The sequence below is a fragment of the Stieleria neptunia genome (genome assembly GCF_007754155.1).
Classification (GTDB): Bacteria; Planctomycetota; Planctomycetia; order Pirellulales; family Pirellulaceae; genus Stieleria; species Stieleria neptunia.
In genome coordinates this window covers 2,244,555-2,266,826 of record NZ_CP037423.1, presented here as the reverse complement: position 1 = coordinate 2,266,826, position 22,272 = coordinate 2,244,555, and the positions used below count along the sequence as shown (strand labels likewise).

The following is a 22,272-nucleotide window of genomic DNA, read 5'->3' as shown; positions in this document are numbered from 1 at the left end:
GTCTGTCCGCCTAGACTGCCTTCATCCACCAATCATCAAGCCACCAATTCACTTATCAGTTTTCCACCATTGGCAATTTTCATCGGGCGGCGATTCTTGCTCATGAACGTGGTATCGAGCCCGATGCCAAGTCCCTTGCAGACGGTCGCCATCAGGTCTTCGCTGCTGAACGGTTCGGACACAACGGCCGTGCCGTCGCTGCTGGTTTCACCGACGGCCAATCCGCCCTGGATGCCCGCACCGCCGACGACGCAGGACCAGGACCGTGCCCAGTGGTCTCGTCCGGCGTTCTGGTTGATCCGCGGTGTTCGTCCAAATTCTCCCATCCAAATGATCGCGGTGTCCTGCAACAATCCGCGTTGTTCCAGGTCCTCCACCAGGGCGCTCATCGCCTTGTCCAGTTGTGGCAATTTCGTGTCCGCCAGGGTTTGGTGAACGTTGTTGTGCAAATCCCAGCCGCCCAGGTCGACTTCGATAAACGGGACACCGCCTTCGACCAGACGTCGGGCCAACAGACACCCCTGGCCGAATCCGTTGGTCCCGTAGCGTTCTTTCGTCTTTTCGTCTTCTTTCTCGACACGGAAAGCTTCCATTTGACTGCTGGTCATCAAGTCAAAGGTCTTCTTGAGCACCTTGCCGTGCTCTCCGGCGGGCAGGTCACGCGTCCGGTTGGCGAAACCGCTTTCGATTTCCTGCAGCGCGGCCATCCGTTGACGCAATCGCAGGCCGTCTAACTTCATGTCCAAATTGCGAATCCGTCCGCTGCTGGTGACGGCAAAGGGAGACCACGCCATCCCCAAGAACCCCGGCCCCGCGCTGGCACCGCCGATGGTGACAAAGGGAGGAATTTCAAGCTCGGGACGCTGCGACATCAACTCGTGAGCGACGACCGCGCCATAGCTGGGGTGTTCGATGTTCGGATTCGGGACAAAGCCGGTGTGCATGTAGTAGCGGCCACGATTGTGGTCGGCTTCGCGGGTCGACATGCTGCGGACGATCGACAGATTGTGCATCTGCTTGGCGACCATCGGCAGATGCTCACAAATCTGCATGTCACCGGTTGTCGAGATCGGCTGAAACGGCCCACCAGTGGGCGCGCCCGGTTTCAGATCCCACATGTCGATCGTCGGCGGGCCACCCCCCATCCAAAGCATGATCGCCGATTTCCGATTGCGACGCATCTCCTCGGCATTGGCCGCTATCGCACCACCCATGGTCAGCGCCGCCGAGGCAGCGGCACTGGAACCCGCCAGGTGGTTCATGAAGTGGCGGCGGCTCATCCCGCTAGGAGTTTTCCATGGTGAAATCATTGCGATTGCCTATCGAAGAATTCGGTTTCGAAGGAAGTGTTGTCAAATTGGTAACGCTTGAGAACCGGGATTGAACCCAACCTCAATGCTGCATGATGAATTCATTGCTGTTCAGAATCGCCCACCAAACGTCCTGCAACATTTCAATCTCCTTGCCGCCGCGGGCGCGGTAGAGTTCGCCGGCCAGCGCGACTTCCCGCTTGGTCGGCTGTCGCGACAAACCCGCCTTGTACAGTAGATTTAATCGGTCGCGGGTCGATTTGCCCGACTGAGAAAGCCGATCCAAAAAGCTGCCCGGTTTGGTGCTGGTCGCATTCTGTGTCAATTCGCCGTTGAACAACATCAACGCCTGGGGGATCGACCCATCAAAGGTCGTCGCTTCGTCGCCTTCGTCGGTTCCAAAGGTCACCACGAACTGGCGGAGCCATTCGCGACGCTTTTTCTCCTGCTGCTCGTAGGTCCCCGTGGCGTTCCCGCCGGAGGCGGAAACCAGGGACTGATACAGTTGTTCCGCGCTCATTTGGCGGAGATAAAAGCGAGAGAATTTTGGCGTCTCACCGATCGACGGGTCATCGATCTGGTTGTTGCTGCCCAACACCGACGCCAGCGAATATGGTCGGCTGAGCGTGATCCACGTGATCAGGTCTTTGAGGTTGTAGCTGGAACCGCGAAACGCCTGGGACAAGTCGTCCAACAATTGCGGGTGCGTCGGATTGTTGTGGGGCCCCATGTCATCGATGGGCTTGGTGAACCCATACCCCAGAAACATCGACCAGTAACGATTGATCGCCATGCGGTCCAGCGACTGGCTGTCCATCATCAGCCGCCCCAGTTCTTGGCGGCGATTGACGTCATCGACAAAACCGCTCTTGGAAATTTCCGTGCCGTCGGTGAAGACCGGATACGCGACGCGCGTCAGACCGTTCCGCATTTCGTAAAAGACCAACGCGTCATTGGGGTCCCCTGCTTCGCCGGCATAGTCCTCGCTGACCAATTCGGCGTACTCCACGTCACGCGTCCCGTCGACGAACCGTCGCAACGCACGTGTCTGTCGGAAGAACGAATTGAACTCCCAAAACTTCTGCTGCTTCCAATCATTAAAAGGGTGATTGTGACATTGCGTGCATTGAACTTGTTGGCCCAGGAAGATGCGCGACACACTGCTCGCCGCCAGCACCGCTTTCTCTTCGTTGACTTTGCCGACCAGAAAATTGACGGCGCCGTTGAATCCGGGTGCGCCGGGCTTGGTGGCTCCTTCGGCAGTCACCAATTCATAGACCAGCCGGTCGTATGACTTATCCTCCGCGAACGAGTCTCGCAGGTATTTCATCAGACCGTCGCGGTTGGTCAGATCACGCCGGCCCATGCCCCCGCCGCGGCCGATCAACAAATTGCTCCAGACCGTGGCCCAATGGTTCGCATATTCTTCGGTGTAACGATCGTCATGCAACAAACGATCGACAAGCTTCGCGCGGCGGTCGCCGCCACGCTCGGATGCAAATTCCTGTTGCTCTTCCAGACTGGGAATGCGGCCAATGATGTCCAAAAAGACGCGTCGACACCAAACCGCATCGTCCGCTTCCTTGGCCGGAGTGATTTCATAATCGGCCCACCCCTGCTCGATCGCATCATTGATCATCGCGATCTGGGGAGGCACGACGCTCTGCGCTCGCGCCACCGAAGCAAACGCGACCGCCACAACCACCAGGCCACCCATAGAACGCGACAGACGCGACAGGAAGATTGATTTTGCTGCCATGAACTGAAACCTGAAATGCTCGAGCAAAAAGGATGGAGTGCCCCGGTTACGGGTCGATGCGGTGTGTGTGATTCGCCCTATCACATGAACGGACTGTCGAATCTTCGGTACCTGATCAAGTATCAGTTTTGTCACACATTGGGAAAATCGGACGCTATGGCACACCCCTGTCCACCAATGGTACCCGGTTCGACACCGAATCTTCCAGGAATTCAGCGTTTTTGCGGCAAGCGACACCCTTTGACGACCCTGTCCCCCCTGATTCCGCAGCATGACTCCCCGCCTGGAAAACCATTTGCGTTAGCTGTCTCACTCTGCGACGCGGCATACCGGCCCCCCGCGGGTCAATCGCGGCGTGAATCAGTGGTTTGACCAAAGGTGTCAGCGGAGTTGCGATGTTGCTCGGATCAGCCACCAGATTCGCCGTTTCAGCCAATCGCCATTTCAGGGAGTTTGAAATGCCGGAAGTTTATCGCGGACTCGAGCACGCCCTTTGCCCACACTTTGACCCTGGTGCGGGGGCGACAGGCCCCCGCAGCACTGGCCCCCGCGGCGCGAATCCTGGCTGCGCGAGCAAGCGGGCGGGTGCTAAACCCATCGCCGTGGTCGGGCTGGAGGCGGGCTGGTTGATCGCCAAGAAGCCGGACGCCGCTGACGCAGAGAGCTTCGATGCGACGCCGCGCTGCCTGCAACTGGCAACCGGTCAATGGTGTTTACCGAATTGGGCGACTTGGTTTCCCAGCCCCGGTCCGGCCGTGGTCTATGCGTCTGACTTGGGTTACCGGATCGGGAAATCGGTCGAAATCATCTATTTGCAACGCGACCGACAGACCATAACAACTCCGTTTTGGCAATCATGAAAACCCGGATTGCCGCCCGTTTGTCTTGAAAACCGCTGCCCCACGCTGCCCCTTCCCAGGATTCTAAACTTTTCCAACACGCGAACTTCATGGTATCTTCATACGGAGCCGTGTGTCATCATTTTGCAATCGCCTGGATGGCGTCCGGTTTGCTAGGATTTGTCCGAGAGACACCCCCCCCGAGAATTGGGCAATGGGAATGGACCTTTGGATCGCGATCGGTTTTATCGCCACGGTCGCCACGCTCGCCTTCGTGGCGGGACGGCGACTGTCGCTATCGGTCTACCAAAACAAGCCTTTGCTGCTGGCCGAATGCTTGATTTTTTCACTGGTGTTTGCATTCGGTCTGGCCAACCGATTGTCCTGGGCGCACGCGTTCCCCACGCCCGCGGCGCTTTGCTGGGCGAATTGGGTGCCGGTGTTTCTGGCGTTTAGCGCCGGCCTGGCATCGGAAGTTTCTGCATTGCGAGCGGCATGGCGACACGGCGTCGCCGGATTGATGTCGCTGCTTGCGATCGGGTTTCTGGTCTTGCCGGTGCTCCGCCCCCAATTGTTTCCGATCGAAGTAGACCGGGCGGCGACTTGGAAAAACGGTGTGTGTTTGCAGAGCCATGAAGCCAGTTGCGGACCGGCTGCCGCCGCGACATTGCTGCATCAAACCGCCATGCTGACGTCGGCGCGGTTGACCTATGCCGACGGGCAATGGGCGACGGCGCCGCTGGCGTCGGCCGAACGATTGATGGCCGACGCCTGTTTGACCAGCAACCAAGGGACATCGTCACTGGGATTGATTCGCGGATTGCGGATCGCGGTGGCGGGCAGTTCACAACAGGTCGAAGTCGCCGAACAGGATCCGGGGCTGTGGATGGCCAGGGGGCAATTGCCCAACGTCGCGGTGGTGCGGTTTAGTGACGATCGGACCAGCGGGCCGGTGCGTCGTCTGCTGGGGACGGACGGGGAAGGTCACGCGGTGGTGGTGCACAGCCGCACGAACGATGGGCGCTGGAAAGTTGCCGACCCGGCGGTCGGGTGGCGTCTGTGGGATGACGACCATTTCCGTCGCGTGTTCACCGGCGACGCAATTTATCTTGCGACGCGTGAATGAGTCGTCGCGGTGGATCGGTTCGGCCTACATGAAACCACCGCCCTGCACCCCAAAGCCTCCGCCGCCACCTCCGACCGCCCCGCCAAATCCGGTTTGATAGACCGGGATCGCCACTTCAACCTCTTCGGCGACGGCATCGAGTCCGAACGAATTCTCTCGAAGCGTTTGAAGCAGTTGTTCGATTTGTCGATGCGTTTGGTACGTCGTGCTGACAACCAAGCCCGGGCGATTGCCGGGTGCAGGCGACATGGTCGACGCACCACCCATCGCCTCCCATGTGTCGGGATTGATTGTCGTTTCCATCAAGTCCATCAGGCTGTCAAAGTCGCCGCCTATTCCGATCCCTTCGAGCCAATAAACGCGACCGAGCAAATACCTGCTGTCAATGTCATCGGCGACGACCGTGAGCAGGTTGTCTTTGGCCGTCAGAACCAGGTCGTGCTGGCGCAGGATCAAGGAGATCAGGTCGTAGCCGGAGAGGGGATAGACGTCCGCGTCGACGGGCACATCGGCATCGATGCCGATGTCTTCGAGCGAGCGTTTGTCGATCACGATCGGCAGATCCAACGTTTGGCTCAATTGCGAAACCGCTTCGGCCAGCGGGGTTTCAACAAACGCGACGCTGTTCGTTTTGGCCAATTTTTCTTCGGCCTGACGCATCATCGCATCGTTCACACTGAGCCACTGATCGGTGCCGATCCCACGATGCACGAGTTCGCTGTGGTCGGCCGTGATCACCAAGCCTTCGCTTTCGATGGTCGCTTTGAGTCCCAGTGGCTGCAACAGTTTGCGGAGTGCGGTTCGCAGCGGTTCCGGGCGAGAGCGGTACTTCACGGGTGAGCCGGGTTCGAGCTGCGCGTATTCCGTCACGCGTGGGCTGAGGATCACCGGTTGCTGAATTTGGTCCTGCAGTTGATCCACAAGAGAATCCAAGGCTCCGGTGATTTGGAGTTCGACTTGTTCGTCCATCATTTCAGCGAGTGAATCCGCCAATTTTCCTGACGGGGAGGCGGGTCGGAAACGTCGTCGCAAGACGGTTTGTGTTTCGGGCGTTTGTGTGTCGGGCGATGGGTTCGCCGAACCGACTGTCTCCGCGGTGCTCGGTGTGAATTCCACGCCCGTTCCATCGGGGCCCTCGAAGCCCATCGCACCCGTGGCGGGCGTTTGGCCGGCTTGGTCTTGAGGTCGCGTTTCGGCCGGTGCGGCGAACTGTCCGGCGATCGCATCGGGCTCGGCACGGAGCGTGATCGGAGTGTTTGAGGGGGTTGAGGGGCTCGATTGCGGGCCACCATCGGCACCAACGGCCGACACCAACAACAGGGTGGCAATCGTTCCGATCGCGGTCAGACCGCCGGCAACATTCCAAGGAGTCATGATTCGTTTTCCTGAAGCGACGAGAGGATGAAGAAGGTTTTCCTGAATCGGTGGAGAGGGCAGCGGTCCATCGGCCACCGTGGAGAGAAACGTTGTTCCGGCGGCCGAAACTTCATCAGCAGTCACCGTGATCGATCCGGCGGCGGCAAACGCTAGCAACGGCACAACGCCTCGTCGTCGCAATCGATCGGCGAGCAATTTTTTGCCTCGCTGCAGTCGACCACGAATCGATCCGAGCGAGGTCTGAAAATGCTCCGCCATGCGTTCCAGCGGGCAGTCTTCGTAGACCTGCATGACCAGAGCGGCACGATAATGTTCGGGCAGCCCCGCCAGTTCCTCATCCAACACGATCGCATCGTGTTGCTGCGTGATGCGGTCCAGCGGATCGTCGATGAGGACTTGTTCGATCATGGGTTCGGGGCTTCGATGTTTGCCAGCAAGGGTGGCGACCGAAGCTCGATGGGCGACGCGATGCAGCCACCCCGCCAGGCAATCCGGGCGTGTGATTTTCGCACTGTTTTTGGCCAACACCAAGAAAGTGGTTTGGAACGCATCGTCGGCATCGGCGGCGCTGCGGCATTTTCGGCGACAGACCGTCAAAACCATTCTCGCGTGTCGAGTGACAAGCACGGTTAACGCTGCTGCGAGTTGATCACGGGACCAGGCGTCCAGTAATTCGGCATCGCAGAACTGCTCCAGCGCGACCGCTGAGTTTCGATCTGTCGTCAATTCGTCAGTTTGGTTTGTTCGATTCATGGCGTTCTGCATGTTAGTGCGACCGAACGCGCCGGGAGCGCGCAGAAAATCTTCAACGCCGAATGAATTGCCCGTTTTTTCTTTGGTGAACGTTCGTGCGACCGGATTCCGGGCCGAATCGCGTCACGTCGACGCCCCCTTTTCAGACCGATCGGACTACCCATGCAGGTCCGCAGTTGTTAAGGTACAACCATCGCGTCGCACACCGGCGGGCGGGTCGGTCTGGTTTCGTTCCAGTTGGAACGGCTGGACCCGTTCGCCGGCGTGTGACATGGATGGCATGCAAGGCTGCATCAGACGTTGCGCCTTGATTTGCCTCACGTGTCACTGCTGCTTCTCTCTGCGTCCGCGCCACGGAGTGTCTCTCTGTCCCGGCGCGTTGTGCGAGTGATCCGGTTGGGCACGTGCCTTACCGACGCACGACTCTTTCGCACGCAAGTACCTTGTCTTTACCGCTTGATTCTGAATCGAATGATGCCGAACTGATCCAATCCGGTTCCATCAGCGATCACGACCATCATTCCGACGATCACGACAACGACGCGTTCCAAAACGATCCAGACGATCTCGAACAAGAGCGATCGGAATTGGTGGTCGATTTCGACCCACCCGGGACGGGCGACGATGTTCGGCTCGTCGCTTCGCCACGCGATGAATCGGGGGACTTGGATCACTCCGAGAAACTACTGCGTTGCCAACAACTGATCGATTATCAGTTCAAGGACCAAGAGTTATTGCGTTTCGCGTTGACGCACGCCTCGGGCGCATCCCATCGCTTGGCGAGCAACGAGCGATTGGAATTCCTCGGCGATAGCATCCTCGGCTTCGTCATCTGCTCGTGGTTGTACGAGGAATACCCCGAGTACAACGAAGGCGATTTGACGAAAATCAAATCGGCCGTCGTCAGTCGCCGCACCTGCGGTAAAGTGGCCTGTCAAATCGGACTGGACGAGTGCTTGATCGTGGGCCGGGGCGTGACCCGGAATCGCAGCTACCCGCGGTCGTTGGTCAGCGATGTGTTTGAATCGATCGTCGCCGCGCTGTATCTCGATGGCGGTCATGACATCGTCCGCGCCCGACTGAAGACCTGGTTGCGGGGCGAGGTTGAAATGGCGGTCACCAGCCAGGGGGCGACGAATTACAAATCCACGCTCCAGCAACGAGCCCAGCGCGATATCGCTTGCACACCCCTGTATCGACTCAAACGCGAGATGGGCCCCGACCACCGGAAATCATTCTTGATCAGCGCCGTGATCAACGGCGAAGAATACACCGCCGCATGGGGCACCAACAAAAAGGAAGCCGAACAAAAAGCGGCGGCCAACGCGCTGGCGGAAATGAATGATGACCCGCTGCCGTATCCGCTGCCGGAAGATCCCAATCAGTCGGGCAAGTGAGTCAGGCACCCCAAGTTTAAAAGTTGACGAAGCACTAGAACCGCAGCAGCGCGGTGCCCCAAGCCAGTCCGCTGCCGAATCCGCACAGCAGCACGTAGTCGCCACGCTTGATTCGGCCCGCGCGAATCGCTTCGTCCATCGCCAGCGGGATGCTGGCCCCGGAGGTGTTTCCGTAGCGATCCAGATTCACGAACACCTTGTCCTTAGGAACGCCCAGGTCGGAGACGGCCGAGTCGATGATCCGCTGGTTGGCCTGGTGCATGATCACCAACGCCAGTTCCTCGGCGTTGACCTGGGCGGCCGCGAGCACGTCTTTTGCACTGTCGTCAAAAACGCGGACGGCCCACTTGAACACGTTCCGCCCATCCATCTTCATGTATTGCAGCCCCTCGCGCCGCGCTGCTTCGGTCAGCGGCAGACGGGTTCCGCCGGCGGGAATGCAGAGCATTTCACCACCGCAACCTTCGCTACCGAGCTGATACGACAAGATTCCCGACGGGCCGTCCGCATCGGCTTGGTCGACACCGCCGTCATCAGGGCAGCGAGAATCGTCCGGCCCGATCAAGACCGCGCCGGCGCCGTCACCGAACAACGGATAGGTTTTTTTATCATTGGGATCGATCGTTCGGCTCATTAAATCGGCACCGACGACCAATACCCGTTTCGCGTTGCCGGCGGCCACGAACTGGGCGCCGGTCGCCAACGCGTAGACGAACCCCGCACAGGCGGCGCTCAGATCCATCGCGGCGGCAAAGGCACCGAGTCGCTTTTGCAGGTGACACGCCGTGGAAGGCGTGAAGTGATCCGGGGTGATCGTCGCGACCAGGATCAAGTCGATTTCATCGACCGAGACCGACGCGTCGGCCAGGCAGCGAACCGCCGCCTCGTAGCACAGGTCACTCGTCGCCTGATCCGCAGTCGCGTGACGTCGCTCCAGAATCCCCGTGCGACGAACGATCCACTCGCTATCGCAGCCCAGCGCCGCAAGGTCTTCGTTGGTGATCACGTTGTCGGGGACGTAAGACCCGCAGCCCAAAATGCGAACGCCCGGCAGCGATCCCATTCGGCCACGCGTCTCGGGCTGTTGGCGGATCTCCGTTTCATCGCCGCTGGTCAAACCACTGGCGTGTGGCGATCGTTCGGTTCGGTCAATTGTGGTCGGGTCGGGCATCACTGGGTCTTCATCACGCGACAGGCATCCTAGAAATCACGCTCGTTCGACGTAGAGCGGTCGCGTCGGAGTATAACGGGGGCTCGTTTTTCTCGTCAGGTGATACTCTTTCACGATGAAACCACTCGTCAGTCGAAGTCTGCCGGTCGTCGCGATCCTGGTCGTCACGATGCCGATCGTCGTCGCCCTGTTCTCCGTTGCGTATGATTGGGGCGAACAATCCGCCCACCGCACGGCGTCCGGTGACGCCCCCACCGGCACGCCCCCCGACGGCAACGTCCTGATCACAACGCCGTTTCGGATCGTCGGCGACTCGATGGCACCCACGTTGGTCGACGGCGAGGTTTGCCAAATCGCCAAATGCCGCACCCTGCAAATCGGCGATGTCGTGGCGATCCGCTGGGGCGGCAAGCGTCACGTCAAGCGGGTCGCCGCCGTCGGGGGTGACGTCGTGGATCGCGTCGGGGGCAGGCTGACCGTCGGCGGGAAGCGGTTGGAAGATCGGCTCGCCGAGCGCGACACCGACGAGTTTCTGTCTCCGGCGCTGGTGCCGGTCAGCTCGCAACCGCACCACTGGAGCCGTGACGCTGCGGTTCCCAGCCGTCTCGTCTACAGCCATCACAACCCCCACCAAGCCGGCCGAATCACAGCGGTGATGGACGACTACCCGAGCAACGAGACCGTGCGACGGGTGCTCAATCCCGTCGATCGCTTGGTCGTTGAGATTCGAGCACGCGACAAAGACGCCGCCCCCCTTGCCCCTCTCCGCGTCTTCTTTTTCGATGCCCAGCACGCCATGGTTTCAACCACAACCACCACCGGTTGGGCTCGCTTTCGCGATGCCGCGGCCGTTGCCGTGGAAGACCTTGCTGCCGATCTCGCGCCCGGGACCGCAGGACAAAGCGAGCGGCGGGGAATGCTTGATGCGGCCCACCCGATCGCCGTCGAGTTGGGCCGGCGACAGGCGTCGCGGTACACGCTGCACGTTTATCGCGAAATCGAATATCGCGACGATCGGCCCAGTGGCAACGTGAAGTATCCGATCACCTTGGATAATGATGAAGTCTTCGTCGTCGGAGACAACGTTCCGGTTTCCGTCGACAGCCGAGCCCTCGGCCCGTTGCCACGCGCCGCCATCGAAGGCTGCGTCGTGAACCCGGGCGGCTGAGTTCAAGTTTCAAATCTCAAACTTGGAATCTGGATCTCCGCCGTTGAAATCGATCCGTCGAAATCTCATCGCGGTCGCTTCTTCGGCTTGGCGTCATCGGGCGCCTTGGCCACCTTCGTCGGCTTGTCGCTGGGCTTGTCGCTGGGCTTTTCCGGTTTGTCATCGGGCTTCTCCGACGATTCCAGTCCCGGTGGCGTCGGGATCGCTGCATCTTGGGAGTCTTCACTGGACGCGATCATCGCATGGCCGTCACCGACGTCGCCGAATTCGGGCCATCCCTGGTTGAACCGTGTTTCGGCGGTGTAATCCACCGAGGGGCGCTCAAAGTGTTCGGAAACCGACGCGTTTCGACTGCGTCGGCCGAACGCAATGCCACTCCCCACCAGCTTGGTCTTTTCTCGGATGGATCCTCCCTGAAACGGCCCGATCCCCATCACCCAAGTGTTTTTTGCCGTCGCGGTTGAATGGCGAACGCCGGATTGCCAAATCGGTTTGCGAGTTTCACGGTCGTAGGCAAAGGCGGCGATCTTGGCCGCGGCTTCGCGGGCCTCGCGTCGGGCCACGGAGATCTCGGGCAGCGTCGGGATCGTCGGGGCGCCCGGGATGACGTTGGCTGCGCTGTTGAGCGAGTTGTTTTCCGGAATCCCGTACGTCACCTGATGCTCATCGGCCCCCAACGCACCGATTCTCGCTTCGATGATCACGTCGGACTCGTTGGCCGAGTCCTGCAACAGACAGCCCGCGGCCAGGATTTGCTGACGCAAGGCACTGATCACGTATTCCGCGTTGACGAACCCGACACTCTTGACCTGTCTCAGGTAGCTCGAATCCAGGTAGACCTTGCGGCCCGAGAGGGGGCGAAAATCCATGTGCTGGATGCCGCGATCGACGGCATCACTGACGACCAGTTGCTCGGTCGCCTCGTACTGACGCGTCGTGCCGCAACCGGACAGGGCCAGAACCATCAAGCTTGAGACCAGCAGGCCCCGCTTTGCTAGCAGGCATTGAAATCCGACAGCGTGAAACATCTGGAGCAAAGGCAGGCGAAGCGGTGGGAGATCGAGCGGCAACCGGCACTCCGGCGTGAACAGTCACTGTTAACGAGTCTCACCGGGCCCTGGCAAGTCCGGTTCCGGCCTCACCGCCCACCGGGGACACACCTCGCCCACCGGGGACAGGGCACCTCGCCCACCGGGGACAGGGCACCTCGCCCACCGGGGACAGGGCACCATTGACGTCGCAGGGAATTGATTTGCAGTCAATTCCGAGGTTACAACGCTTGCAATGCTTGCAATTTGGAGTTTGTGCCATGTCCCCGTGCCGAGGGTCATGTCCCCGTGCCGAGGGTCTGTCCCCAAGGGTGGCGGGGACAGGGCACCATCAAGGGTGGCGGGGACAGGGCACCATTGAAGTCGCAGGGAATTGATTTGCAGTCAATTCCGAGGTTTCAACGCTTGCGATGCTTGCAATTTGGAGCTTGTGCCATGTCCCCGTGCGGTGATGCTTGCAATTTGGAGCTCGTGCCATGTCCCCGTGCGGTGATGCTTGCAATTTGGAGCTCGTGCCATGTCCCCGTGCGGTGATGCTTGCAATTTGGAGCTGGTGCCATGTCCCCGCGCGGTGAATCTTTGAATTACGCAACAACTGGCCTAAGAAAACCAGCATGGGAACGTCCAATGAACGGGGGGCGAGGTGTCGTTTGCCAACCCTCACCGGGTGGCGCACCCTGTTTCAAGCTGCGGATCGCCCTGTCGCGGCAGCCCCCGGCGACCGGCATCGGCGGACAATCGATGGAGATGACCATGCTTCGAATTTTTCTGATCGCATTCGGTTTGCTTGTCGCAATGGCGGCGCCCGCGTCGGCGTTGATCACCGGCGGCAAAGACGAGCCCGTCAAGCCCACGGGGCTACCGGACGGCTCGCTGCCGCTGGCAAATTTAAAAACCCGAATCGCTTGGTGGGAAGGGCCGCCCTTCGGCGGTGGTCAGTATCACTTCGAGTACTCCGGCACGACAAGCGATCTGCAATCGGCCATCGACCTGTTTGCCCAGGTCAAATCGCCTCGCAAGCAGTTGATCGTTCGCAGCGGCGTTCAAACGAGTTTCTGGCTGAACATCACCGACAAAACGAAGCAGCATACGATCGACTGGCAATTCGTGGTTTGGCGGCCGTCCAACTGGCAGCAACTGCGAGACGCCAAAGCGGGCCTGTTGCCACCGGGGGAAGAAGGAGACGGCCCCAAGACCGAACTGGTCGTTCACGTGAGCGATCGGATCGAGTGGAAGTCGCTGACCATTCCGCCGACGCTGACGGTGGTCGATGAACGCTTGGAATCCAATGGACTCTCGACCGATCAAGGTGCCGCGCTCAAGGGCCACATCCATGATTCCGACGGGGCCGCGATCGCCGGAGCGACGATCACGATCGGCAAGGATGCGGATCAAGTCACGGCATCGAGCGACGCCGAAGGGGCATTTCTGGCGTCCCAAATCCCTGCCGGCACCCATCGAGTCGTGGTCGCCGCCCGCGGATTTGCATCGAAAGACAAATACTACCATCGCTTCACAAAGTCCACCTTCAAAAGGCTGGACGTGACGCTCGCCAAAGCCGCCGAGGTTCCCGTGCGTGTGATCGATGACCAAGGCCAACCACTCGAAGGTGTCGAGATCCGAGTCGCAGTCTGCCTCGATCGCTCGGGGAATTTCTATCGCGTCGCCGGGGAACATCAATACACATCGGACGCGTCTGGCGAGTTTGTGGTCACCGACGTGCCCCACGGCAAACTCAAGCTCAGCAGCCGAACCCAAGGCTACTACTACAACTCGGTGTTGAACCAACACGATACCGCCGAGTCACCGATCGTTCTGACGTTGCAGCCGACTGGAACGGTCAAGGTGTCCGTCGCGACCGCCGACGGCCAACCGGTGACATCGAAGTACATCGTGGAAATCGATGAGGCCGGGATCGATTCGGCCAAGGGGGCACCGGTGGGCAGTTGGGGTGGTTCGGCCAACATCGGTGCTGACGGCAGCTACACGTTCAAAAACGTCCCACCGGGCGACTACGTCGTCAGCGGCAAACCGAATCCCGGCCGCAGCGCCGATCGGACGGATCCGGCAACGGTCCACATCAAGGGCAAGGACCAGCACCACGTCAAGCTGACGGCGAAGTGAGACGCGGCGTCGTGCCAGCGATTTCACACGCTAACCACCGAAAAGAATACCCACGGATGGCAGCGCGAACCCACGGATGACAGAGTGCAAAAAATCCGTGGGTTCGCGCTGCCATCCGCGGGCCCAGTAATCGTTTCATCGTTCCGCAAGTTACAGCCTGACCCGTTTCCGCGGCACCCTAAAACGAAACGCTGCCCGGGCCCTAATACGCCTTGGCAAAGATCGCCTGTTTCTCCGCGGGCTTGCCGGTCGCGAAGCACGTGCCCGGTGTGTCGTTGTTTTCGCTCGGCACACAACGGATCGTCACCTTTAACTCTTTCAACAACGCGTCGATACTCGCTTCGTCGGCGAAATGACACATCGCAAATCCGCCATGGATCTCCGGGTTGCCCGCATTTTTGGGCGTGAAGAAATCACGGAAATCGGCTTCGTTGGTGATCGTGACCGTGTTTTCGATTCGCAACTGATCGGCGCGATCGTAGAGCGATTGTTGAATCTCGCCGAGCAGTGTTCCGATGGTCGCGACCAATTCGTTACGGTCCATGCCGACGCTCTTGGGCTGGTCGCGTCGTCCCATGAAGACCGAGTTCTTTTCCATGTCTTTGGGTCCGACTTCCAAGCGGATCGGGACGCCCCGTTTGACGTGATGCCATTTCTTTTCGCCACCGCGCATGTCGCGGTCGTCGATTTCGACGCGCACCGGCACCCCGTCGTAGGATTGGGCTCGCAATGCATCGCGCAAGGCGTGGATGTATTCCATCACGGCGCTACGCGAGTCGTCTTTGTAGATCGGCAGAATCACAACGTGGATCGGCGCCAGTTTTGGCGGCAACACAAATCCGTCGTCGTCGCTGTGCGTCATGATCAGGGCGCCGACCAATCGTGTCGAAACACCCCACGACGTCGTCCAAGCGTACTCGCGTGATCCCGATTCGCTTTGGAACACAATCTCTTGCGCTTTGGAAAAGTTTTGGCCCAGGAAGTGGCTGGTGCCGGCTTGCAGCGCTTTGCGGTCTTGCATCATCGCTTCGATCGAAAGCGTTTCGACGGCACCGGGAAATCGCTCGCCCGCGGTTTTGGCGCCGATCGTGACCGGCATCGCCATCCAGTTGCGTGCAAAGTCGGCGTAGACGTTGATCATCCGCTCGGTTTCTTCGATCGCTTCGGTGTCGGTGGCATGGACCGTGTGTCCTTCTTGCCAGAGAAACTCGGCGGTCCGCAGGAACATACGTGTTCGCATTTCCCAACGGACGACGTTGGCCCATTGGTTGATCAGAATCGGCAGGTCGCGATAGCTTTGGACCCATTTAGCGTACGTCGCGCCGATGATCGTTTCACTGGTCGGCCGGACGATCAACGGTTCTTCCAACTGGCCGGCCGGTCGCAACCCGCCTTCGGGATCGGGTTCCAAACGATGGTGGGTGACGACGGCGCACTCTTTGGCAAACCCTTCGACGTGCTCGGCTTCCTTTTCCAAGAAGCTCATCGGAATGAACAGCGGAAAGTAGGCGTTCTGGTGCCCGGTCGCTTTGAACATGTCGTCCAAGGCGCGCTGCATGTTTTCCCAGAGCTGGTAGCCCCAGGGTTTGATCACCATGCAACCGCGGACCGGCGAATTTTCCGCCAGGTCGGCTGCCTTGATGACTTGCTGGTACCACTCCGGGTAATCGTCGGCGCGGGTGGGAGAGATCGCGGTCTTGGGGGCTTTGGCCATATCAGATCAGAATTGTCAGGGAACGAGAAAAATTCCTTCACTCAGTTAATCGGTCAATCGACTGAGGTCCTCGATTTCTTCCTTGGTGAATTTGCGATCCAACCGGGCGCCCAGTTGCGAAACGACTCGAGCGGCGGCGTGTGACGCCAGGTGTCCCGCCGTTCGCCAATCCAAGCCGCTGGTGATCCCGTACAGCATCGCACCGGCGTACATGTCACCGGCACCGGTGGTGTCGACCGCATCGACTTTCACGCCTTCGATCGGGAACTCTTCGCCGCCGTGCATCACGATCGACCCTTTGCCGCCCAACGTCAGCGCCACGTTTTCGCAGTGTTCGTGAATCTTGACGGCACACCGCAACGCGTCGGTCTCGCCGGTCAGCGACTTGGCTTCCTCTTCGTTGCAGAAGAACAAGTCGACCGGGCCGGTGATCAGATCCCAGATCTCATCGCGGATCAAGTTGACCAGGAACGGGTCGGAGGCTGTGAAGGCGACTTTGACATCATGTTTTTTCGCCAGTTCGAACGCCTTGTAGGCGGCCGCTTTGGTGGTTTCGCCGGTCAGCAGATAGCCTTCGACGTAGACGTACTTGGAGCTGGCGATCTTGTGCTCGTCGATGTCGTCCGGGCCCAGGCTGGTCGAGGCGGCCAGGTTGGTCAGCATCGTTCGCTGGGCATCATCGGTGATCAGCACCGCGCAGGTGCCCGTCGGCTGGTCCGCCGGCGTGACTTGGATCGACACGCCCAGGTCGCTCATGTCTTTCAAAAAGAAATCGCCGATCGCGTCGCTGCCGACCTTGCCGATGTAGCCCGCCGCTCCGCCGAATTCGGCCAAGGCGACGATGGTGTTGGCGGCCGAACCACCGGCACAGCGATTCAGCGGGCGTCCATCGAGACGGCTGAGCACGCCGGATTGTTGTTCGTCGTCGACAAGCGTCATGATCCCCTTGTCGAGTGATAGCTCGCGTAACAGCGCGTCGTCCACACGTGCCTGAATATCAACCAGCGCGTTACCGACACCAAAAACGTCATACAAAGCCATCAGGAGGCCTCTGTGAGAAAATACGGTCAAATCGGGAGGACCGATAGCGTAGTGCAGAGGCGTGATTTCGGGAAGAAGCGTGTGCCCCACTTGTTCCCAGGCTCCGCCTGGGGACACGCGGTTTCGGAGGCTCCGCCTGGCGACCACAAGCCGCGCGTGGCAGAGCCACAGGGACATTGCGTTCCAAGGCGGAGCCTTGGAACGAGCGGGATGGCGGAGCCTTGGAACGAGGGGGACCGTGGGAGCTGCGTGGCTCAGCGGATGCGTTTCAGGACCACATCGAGGGTCTTGCGGAGGGCGGCGCCACTGGCACGCATGCCTTGGACCTCTTTCGGCCACAGATCGATTTCCATCCGATCGACGACGCCCGTTCGGCCGACGACCGTGGGGACCGACAGGGCGACATCACGAACACCGAAACAGCCGCGTTGGACACTGCTGACCGGGAGCACACGGCGTTGATCCAGAATCACCGCGTCGATCACATCGCGAATCGCAATACCGACCGCAAAGCCGGCTCCGCCCTTGCGTTTGATCACTTCGGCGCCGCTGCCGCGGGTCCGCGTGAACAGTTGCGTCGCCAGCGTCGGCGACCAACCGGGGTACTTGTCCAACGGCAGTCCCGCGATCGTCGCACTGCTCCAAACCGGCACCATCGACTCACCGTGCTCGCCCAAGATCAAGGCGCGGGTCTGCGTCGGCGGCGATTTGAGCTGCTCGGCAATCAACGCACAGAATCGGATCGTGTCCAGCTGGGTGCCCAAACCGATGACTTGGTTTTCCGGTAGCCCCAGTTTCTGGGCGGCGACGTAGGTCAAGATGTCGACCGGGTTGCTGACCACCAAGACGATCGCGGTCGGCTTCGGTCCCGCCGCTTTGACGTCGTTGAGAATCTGGACGAACAAATCGGTGTTGCGATTGATCAAATCCAATCGCGACTCGTCCGGCTTGCGGCGCAGTCCCGCGGTGATGCAGATCACATCGCTGCTGGGGATGTGTTCATAACCGCCGCCGACGATCGTTTGGTCGGCGACACTCGGTCCGCCGTGCTGCAAGTCGAGTGCTTGGCCGACGGCCAATTCCTGGTTCACATCCAGCAGCGCGATTTCACGGGCCAGACCGCCGCACTGCAAGGCATACGCGGCACAAGAACCGACTAATCCGCCGCCGCCGATGATTGAAACTTTCATGATGTTTGATTGATTGAGAGGATGTTGGGGAGTGGAGTCGCGGCGGAGTTGGTGGGATAGGCTGAAAGCCTGTTGTTCAGCATTGACAGGCTGGAAGCCTATCCCACTGTTGACAGGCTGGAAGCCGATCCCGCCAACGTGACTAAGCCTTCATCTGCCGCATCACTTCGTCGGTGATCAGTTTGACGAGCTGCTCTTCATCGATACCGGCCGGCATCGCTTGGCCGTTTCCGGAACTGGCCGGTTGGGCCGGCATCGCCGGTGGCGGGGTGAACGCACGCCGCTCGACACCCGACTCTTTCCACGAGTCGCGGAAGATGTCGTTGGCACAGATGTCGCAATCCTCGTACTCCTTGGTGTTCCGCGGGTCCTTGTATCCCCATTGGTCTTTCAGATCCAACAGTTCTTTCGATTTCTGTTGATCCAGATACGACACGTTGCCGAGTTGTTTGGCCAGCATCAACATGCGGCAATAGGAATCCAGGATCTCCGTCCACCAGTAGGCCTGTTCGACGGTTTCGCCATAGCTGACCGTGCCGTGGTTGGCCAGAATCATGACGTTGGTCTTGGCGACGAAAGGAATAATCGTATCGGCAAACGCCTGACCGCCGGGCGTTTCATACTTGGTGATCGGCACATCGCCCAAGAACACCTCGACCTCGGGCAAGATGCACTGCGGGATCGGCTCGCGTGCGATCGCAAACGCGGTCGCGTGCGGCGGGTGGCAGTGAACCACGCTGCGAATGTCTTCGCGTTGTTTGTAGATTTCCAGGTGCAGCAACGCTTCGCTGGATCGTTTCTTGCGACCGGCGATCTGCTTGCCCGTCATGTCGACGGTGGAAATGTCTTCGGGCGTCAAGAACCCTTTGCAGTGCAACGTCGGCGTGCACAGGACTTCGTTGTCGCTGATCCGCACGGTGATGTTGCCGTCGTTGGCCGCGGCGAACTGGCGATTGTAAATGCGACGGCCGATGTCGCACATGTCCTGTTTGATCTTGTGGATATTTTGCATGGGATTCTCGAGTGACAGTGGAACGTGTGTGGTGTGGTGTGGTGGTCGAAACGTTTGAGAGAAACGGGCTACAATTCAACCTCGTCCAGCAAGGCGACAATCGAAGCGTCCAAGGGTTTGACGTCTGGCTTAAACGGCTGGGCGGCCTCGGGGCCTTCGGCCAAGGCGACCAGGTCGCCCAGTCCGGTGCTGCACAAGTCCCAGGCCACGATCGTGTCCCCGCCGAGCGGTTCGGTGTCGACCCGTTCGATCGAATCAACGACCTCGACCAGACGCAGCTTGGCGTTGGCCATCGCGGGATGCGACTTGGAAAGCGTGATCGAGCCGATGGTGCGTGCCAGTTTCATCGGGAACCTCCGAGAGTTTGCGACACCGCCGAGGCATCCGGTGCTGGGCAACGTGCGATCCGAGCCGCCACGTTGACCGCCGCGACCAGATTCAGTTTCTGGCGGTCCAAAACCCAAACGTTGGGCGAGAGTTCGCCGGCGAATCGTTCGACGTCCGACAGGGCGCCGACCATCGCGGCACGCTGTCCACCGCTGCAACGGCGGTACACTTCCGCGGAGGGCTCGTCGGTCCACAGGATCTCGACATCGGCCGGCAACGTGATTCCACGCCGAGCGAGTTGATTGCCGAGCGACTGCGGCACCAGCGATTGCGTTGCCGGCGGCGTGTCCGCTTGGGCATCCGCGACGCCGGTGGGCGACGCACCGCTCGACGCGGCGTGTTGAATTTGGATGCCCCGCTGCGCCGCTTCTTCGCGGGCCGCCGGGGTGATAACCGCGCCTTCGGCCGCGAGGATCTGGCCCGTCGCCGCATAACGGTCCAAGGTTTCGATCGTGATCAGCTTTTCGCCGCCGTTCGGCGACGGGCTGGCTGGGGCAGAGGCGGTTGGAACCGACGTACTTTCACGCAGCCGCCGAATCACCTGGCGCGCAATCTCAGCGATCATCGCTGTTTCGTTGCTGCGGTCGTATGAAAGGCGGGTCACGTGCGAATATTTGGGTTGGGTGTCAGGGTGCGGGGTTTCGGGTGCAGTAGCCTAAGCTTCGATGTCGTCGATCAATCCGATCACCGTCCAACGGGCCGGCGTCAGATCGTGGTTGCAGGCCTCGCGGGCATACGAACCGTCGCTGGTGATCATCACGTGATCGCCCTTGCGTGAACCGAGTTGGTCCAACGCAATCAGCGGCGGCCCGTCGGCGTTCTCATCCGCCCCGATCGGCTGCAAGACGACCAAACGCATGCCGACCAAGCTTTCATGCTTGACGGTGGCGCGGGTCGATCCGAGGACAATCGCAGGTTGCATTTGTTAAACCAACTGAAATCCCAAGTCGTGAAACTTGAAACTTGAAACTTGAAACTTGAAACTTGAAACTTGAAACTTGAAACTTCAGACCACCCGCAGTTCGCCGATCATGCTGCAGCGTCGTTCGCGGGTGAACGTGGTCGGTGTGGTGACGCCTTCGCCGGTCGGCCCGGCGATGGAGAACGACAGGTAGCCTTCGCCGCCCAGGCCGAGCGATGCCATGCAGGGTCCGTTCTTGACGTACAGCGTGGTATCCAGTTCGCGTCCCATCTTGGTCATGTTGCGAACATTGCGCGAGTGGATGATCGCGGTGTGGCGGAAGCCGTGTTCGTAGTGTTTGGCCATCGCGATCGCGTGATCGACGTCGCGGGCGCGAACGAAGGGCATGAACGGCATCATTTGCTCGACGCTGACGAACGGGTGATGCTCGTCGGTTTCCCCGAACACCAATTCGGTTTCCGGGGGGACCGAGACGCCGGCGGCGGCGGCCAGGAACGATGCGTCCTTGCCGATGTAGTCTTTGCAGGCCGCATCGTGTTGGTCATCGCCGACGGTGACGATCGCTTTGGACGTCAGTTCGGCGATTTGTGCGGCGTTGAGTTGCACGGCACCGGCGCGTCGCATCGCGTCCATCATCGCATCGAAGACCGAATCGACGACGAAGACTTCTTTTTCGGCGATGCACAGCAGGTTGTTGTCATAAGCGCCGCCGGTGATGATCGATCGGGCGGCCAGATCCAGGTCGGCCGTTTCATCGACGACGACCGGCGGGTTGCCCGGTCCGGCGACGATGGCGCGTTTGCCGCTGTTGAGTGCCGCACGGCCGACCGCGGGGCCGCCGGTGACACAGATCAACGCGACGCTGCGGTGTTTGAACAACGCTTCGGCCGATTCCAACGTCGGTTCGGCGATCACGCAGATCAGATTGTCGATCCCGATTTCCGCCGCGATCGCTTCGTTGAACCGACGTACGCCTTCGGCGGCGACTTTTTTGCCCGACGGGTGGGGATTGACGACGACGGTGTTCCCGCCGGCGATCATGCTGACCGCGTTGCCGGTGATGGTGGGCAAACTGTGAGTGACCGGCGTGATCGCACCGATGACGCCAAACGGGGCGCGGTCGATCACGGCCAGACCGTAGTCGCCACTGAAGGCTTTGGTTTCGAGGAACTCGACGCCGGGCGTTTGCTCGCCCAGGGTCTTCAGTTTTTCGATTTTGTGTTCCAGACGACCGATCTTGGTTTCTTCCATCTCCATCGTACCGAGCTCTTCGCATTGCTCGATCGAGATCCGCCGGATGACGTCGATGATCCGTTTGCGATCGGCCAGGGTCCTTTCGCGAAGTTGCTCAAACGCCGCACGTGCCGCCGTGACGGCCGACTCGGCATCGTAGAACACGCCGTGGTGACCGCCGGCCGAAGCCGCCTGCTTGGCCGCTCCGTTCCCCGGTGGCATCGGACCGACCTCGGCCAGGACCTGTGCGACTACGTTTCGGATCAGGGTTTCGTCGTATTGCATGGTGGGTTGCTAGTTGTGGGTGGATGTCGGCGTGCCGCGACCGCGCTCGAGCGTGGCGGGGCGGTCTAACGGTCGTTTGATTCGTTGCGCGAGTAAACGCTGAACTTGTCGATGTGGACTTGATCGACGATCCCAATGATGACGGCGTCGATGGGTAAAACCTTTGTTTCCGGCGTCAATCGTGCGCTGCTGCCTTGGGTGATCAAGACAAAATCGTTCTCGCCGGCACCCAAGGTGTCGACGGCGATAAACGTTCTGCCGGTTGTGACGAGCGATTGACGCTTTTTGTCATCCAGCCGATACGGCTCGACGACCAGCAATTTGTGACCCGTCATCGTCGCAACCTTTTGAGTGCTGACGACCGATCCGGTGACTCGGGCGATGAACATTCGTGTCAGGCTCGTTGGGGGTAAGG

The 22,272-nt window shown here is 60.0% G+C and carries 19 protein-coding genes; 5 read left to right on the top strand and 14 right to left on the bottom strand.

Features of this window, described 5'->3' with window-relative positions; genetic code table 11:
- Nucleotides 1-35: 35 nt before the first annotated feature.
- Together Enr13x_RS07900 and Enr13x_RS07895 are read right to left on the bottom strand one after the other, a co-directional pair.
- Nucleotides 36-1,310, bottom strand: a complete 1,275-nt coding sequence (locus tag Enr13x_RS07900) for a DUF1501 domain-containing protein (RefSeq protein WP_231744153.1) — start codon at nucleotides 1,308-1,310, stop codon at nucleotides 36-38.
- A gap of 82 nt (nucleotides 1,311-1,392) precedes the next feature.
- Nucleotides 1,393-3,027, bottom strand: coding sequence for a DUF1549 domain-containing protein (locus Enr13x_RS07895; RefSeq protein WP_145392177.1), 1,635 nt, complete (start codon nucleotides 3,025-3,027; stop codon nucleotides 1,393-1,395).
- 500 nt (nucleotides 3,028-3,527) lie between these two features.
- On the opposite strand from Enr13x_RS07895, the gene Enr13x_RS07890 reads away from it, so the two are divergent.
- Both Enr13x_RS07890 and Enr13x_RS07885 read left to right on the top strand, forming a co-directional pair.
- Nucleotides 3,528-3,929, top strand: a complete 402-nt coding sequence (locus Enr13x_RS07890) for a hypothetical protein (protein ID WP_145385514.1) — start codon at nucleotides 3,528-3,530, stop codon at nucleotides 3,927-3,929.
- A gap of 193 nt (nucleotides 3,930-4,122) precedes the next feature.
- Nucleotides 4,123-5,034, top strand: coding sequence for a cysteine peptidase family C39 domain-containing protein (locus Enr13x_RS07885; protein WP_145385513.1), 912 nt, complete (start codon nucleotides 4,123-4,125; stop codon nucleotides 5,032-5,034).
- Nucleotides 5,035-5,058: 24 nt separating this feature from the next.
- Here Enr13x_RS07885 and Enr13x_RS07880 read toward each other — a convergent pair whose 3' ends face one another.
- A complete protein-coding gene (locus Enr13x_RS07880; protein WP_197455866.1) occupies nucleotides 5,059-7,164 on the bottom strand; it encodes an RNA polymerase sigma factor in 2,106 nt (701 codons plus the stop codon).
- A gap of 443 nt (nucleotides 7,165-7,607) precedes the next feature.
- Between Enr13x_RS07880 and rnc the strand changes: the two genes are divergently transcribed.
- Nucleotides 7,608-8,561 carry a ribonuclease III gene (gene rnc, locus Enr13x_RS07875; protein WP_390621064.1) on the top strand — a complete coding sequence of 318 codons (954 nt, stop codon included), beginning with the start codon at nucleotides 7,608-7,610 and terminating at the stop codon, nucleotides 8,559-8,561.
- Between the two features lie 34 nt (nucleotides 8,562-8,595).
- Here the strand turns inward: rnc and Enr13x_RS07870 are convergent, their stop codons facing one another.
- On the bottom strand, nucleotides 8,596-9,624 hold the full coding sequence (locus Enr13x_RS07870) for a beta-ketoacyl-ACP synthase III (protein WP_145392175.1): 1,029 nt from the start codon (nucleotides 9,622-9,624) through the stop codon (nucleotides 8,596-8,598).
- A gap of 223 nt (nucleotides 9,625-9,847) precedes the next feature.
- On the opposite strand from Enr13x_RS07870, the gene Enr13x_RS07865 reads away from it, so the two are divergent.
- On the top strand, nucleotides 9,848-10,900 hold the full coding sequence (locus Enr13x_RS07865; RefSeq protein ID WP_145385511.1) for a S26 family signal peptidase: 1,053 nt from the start codon (nucleotides 9,848-9,850) through the stop codon (nucleotides 10,898-10,900).
- Nucleotides 10,901-10,965: 65 nt separating this feature from the next.
- Here Enr13x_RS07865 and Enr13x_RS07860 read toward each other — a convergent pair whose 3' ends face one another.
- A complete protein-coding gene (locus tag Enr13x_RS07860) occupies nucleotides 10,966-11,928 on the bottom strand; it encodes a DUF6655 family protein (RefSeq protein WP_145385510.1) in 963 nt (320 codons plus the stop codon).
- A gap of 648 nt (nucleotides 11,929-12,576) precedes the next feature.
- Between Enr13x_RS07860 and Enr13x_RS07855 the strand changes: the two genes are divergently transcribed.
- On the top strand, nucleotides 12,577-14,073 hold the full coding sequence (locus Enr13x_RS07855) for a carboxypeptidase regulatory-like domain-containing protein (protein ID WP_197455865.1): 1,497 nt from the start codon (nucleotides 12,577-12,579) through the stop codon (nucleotides 14,071-14,073).
- 202 nt (nucleotides 14,074-14,275) lie between these two features.
- Here Enr13x_RS07855 and proS read toward each other — a convergent pair whose 3' ends face one another.
- The 9 genes from proS to Enr13x_RS07810 all read right to left on the bottom strand — a co-directional run bounded on the left by proS (nucleotide 14,276) and on the right by Enr13x_RS07810 (nucleotide 22,246).
- A complete protein-coding gene (proS, locus tag Enr13x_RS07850) occupies nucleotides 14,276-15,787 on the bottom strand; it encodes a proline--tRNA ligase (RefSeq protein ID WP_145385508.1) in 1,512 nt (503 codons plus the stop codon).
- Nucleotides 15,788-15,832: 45 nt separating this feature from the next.
- On the bottom strand, nucleotides 15,833-16,828 hold the full coding sequence (locus tag Enr13x_RS07845; RefSeq protein ID WP_145385507.1) for an adenosine kinase: 996 nt from the start codon (nucleotides 16,826-16,828) through the stop codon (nucleotides 15,833-15,835).
- A gap of 254 nt (nucleotides 16,829-17,082) precedes the next feature.
- The gene (locus Enr13x_RS07840; protein ID WP_145385506.1) at nucleotides 17,083-18,018 is read right to left on the bottom strand and encodes a lactate/malate dehydrogenase family protein; all 936 of its coding nucleotides are present in this window, start codon (nucleotides 18,016-18,018) and stop codon (nucleotides 17,083-17,085) included.
- Between the two features lie 142 nt (nucleotides 18,019-18,160).
- The gene (locus tag Enr13x_RS07835) at nucleotides 18,161-19,030 is read right to left on the bottom strand and encodes a class II aldolase/adducin family protein (RefSeq protein WP_145385505.1); all 870 of its coding nucleotides are present in this window, start codon (nucleotides 19,028-19,030) and stop codon (nucleotides 18,161-18,163) included.
- Between the two features lie 68 nt (nucleotides 19,031-19,098).
- Nucleotides 19,099-19,377, bottom strand: a complete 279-nt coding sequence (locus Enr13x_RS07830; RefSeq protein ID WP_145385504.1) for a EutN/CcmL family microcompartment protein — start codon at nucleotides 19,375-19,377, stop codon at nucleotides 19,099-19,101.
- Entirely contained in the window at nucleotides 19,374-19,982 is a 609-nt protein-coding gene (locus tag Enr13x_RS07825) for a hypothetical protein (protein WP_145385503.1), read from the bottom strand. The genes Enr13x_RS07830 and Enr13x_RS07825 overlap by 4 nt, the downstream gene beginning before the upstream one ends.
- 90 nt (nucleotides 19,983-20,072) lie before the next feature.
- Nucleotides 20,073-20,339 (bottom strand): EutN/CcmL family microcompartment protein, encoded by a 267-nt coding sequence (locus Enr13x_RS07820; RefSeq protein WP_145385502.1) that lies wholly within the window; start codon nucleotides 20,337-20,339, stop codon nucleotides 20,073-20,075.
- Between the two features lie 84 nt (nucleotides 20,340-20,423).
- On the bottom strand, nucleotides 20,424-21,857 hold the full coding sequence (locus tag Enr13x_RS07815) for an aldehyde dehydrogenase family protein (protein ID WP_145385501.1): 1,434 nt from the start codon (nucleotides 21,855-21,857) through the stop codon (nucleotides 20,424-20,426).
- A gap of 65 nt (nucleotides 21,858-21,922) precedes the next feature.
- Nucleotides 21,923-22,246, bottom strand: a complete 324-nt coding sequence (locus Enr13x_RS07810) for a EutN/CcmL family microcompartment protein (RefSeq protein WP_095742165.1) — start codon at nucleotides 22,244-22,246, stop codon at nucleotides 21,923-21,925.
- Nucleotides 22,247-22,272 lie beyond the last annotated feature (26 nt).

Coding starts and splice junctions, on each gene's coding strand:
- Enr13x_RS07900 (WP_231744153.1), bottom strand. CDS start 1,310: ATGATTTCACCATGGAAAACTCCTAGCGGGATGAGCCGCCGCCACTTC.
- Enr13x_RS07895 (WP_145392177.1), bottom strand. CDS start 3,027: ATGGGTGGCCTGGTGGTTGTGGCGGTCGCGTTTGCTTCGGTGGCGCGA.
- Enr13x_RS07890 (WP_145385514.1), top strand. CDS start 3,528: ATGCCGGAAGTTTATCGCGGACTCGAGCACGCCCTTTGCCCACACTTT.
- Enr13x_RS07885 (WP_145385513.1), top strand. CDS start 4,123: ATGGGAATGGACCTTTGGATCGCGATCGGTTTTATCGCCACGGTCGCC.
- Enr13x_RS07880 (WP_197455866.1), bottom strand. CDS start 7,164: ATGAATCGAACAAACCAAACTGACGAATTGACGACAGATCGAAACTCA.
- Enr13x_RS07870 (WP_145392175.1), bottom strand. CDS start 9,624: ATGGGATCGCTGCCGGGCGTTCGCATTTTGGGCTGCGGGTCTTACGTC.
- Enr13x_RS07865 (WP_145385511.1), top strand. CDS start 9,848: ATGAAACCACTCGTCAGTCGAAGTCTGCCGGTCGTCGCGATCCTGGTC.
- Enr13x_RS07860 (WP_145385510.1), bottom strand. CDS start 11,928: ATGTTTCACGCTGTCGGATTTCAATGCCTGCTAGCAAAGCGGGGCCTG.
- Enr13x_RS07855 (WP_197455865.1), top strand. CDS start 12,577: ATGAACGGGGGGCGAGGTGTCGTTTGCCAACCCTCACCGGGTGGCGCA.
- proS (WP_145385508.1), bottom strand. CDS start 15,787: ATGGCCAAAGCCCCCAAGACCGCGATCTCTCCCACCCGCGCCGACGAT.
- Enr13x_RS07845 (WP_145385507.1), bottom strand. CDS start 16,828: ATGGCTTTGTATGACGTTTTTGGTGTCGGTAACGCGCTGGTTGATATT.
- Enr13x_RS07840 (WP_145385506.1), bottom strand. CDS start 18,018: ATGAAAGTTTCAATCATCGGCGGCGGCGGATTAGTCGGTTCTTGTGCC.
- Enr13x_RS07835 (WP_145385505.1), bottom strand. CDS start 19,030: ATGCAAAATATCCACAAGATCAAACAGGACATGTGCGACATCGGCCGT.
- Enr13x_RS07830 (WP_145385504.1), bottom strand. CDS start 19,377: ATGAAACTGGCACGCACCATCGGCTCGATCACGCTTTCCAAGTCGCAT.
- Enr13x_RS07825 (WP_145385503.1), bottom strand. CDS start 19,982: ATGATCGCTGAGATTGCGCGCCAGGTGATTCGGCGGCTGCGTGAAAGT.
- Enr13x_RS07820 (WP_145385502.1), bottom strand. CDS start 20,339: ATGCAACCTGCGATTGTCCTCGGATCGACCCGCGCCACCGTCAAGCAT.
- Enr13x_RS07815 (WP_145385501.1), bottom strand. CDS start 21,857: ATGCAATACGACGAAACCCTGATCCGAAACGTAGTCGCACAGGTCCTG.
- Enr13x_RS07810 (WP_095742165.1), bottom strand. CDS start 22,246: ATGTTCATCGCCCGAGTCACCGGATCGGTCGTCAGCACTCAAAAGGTT.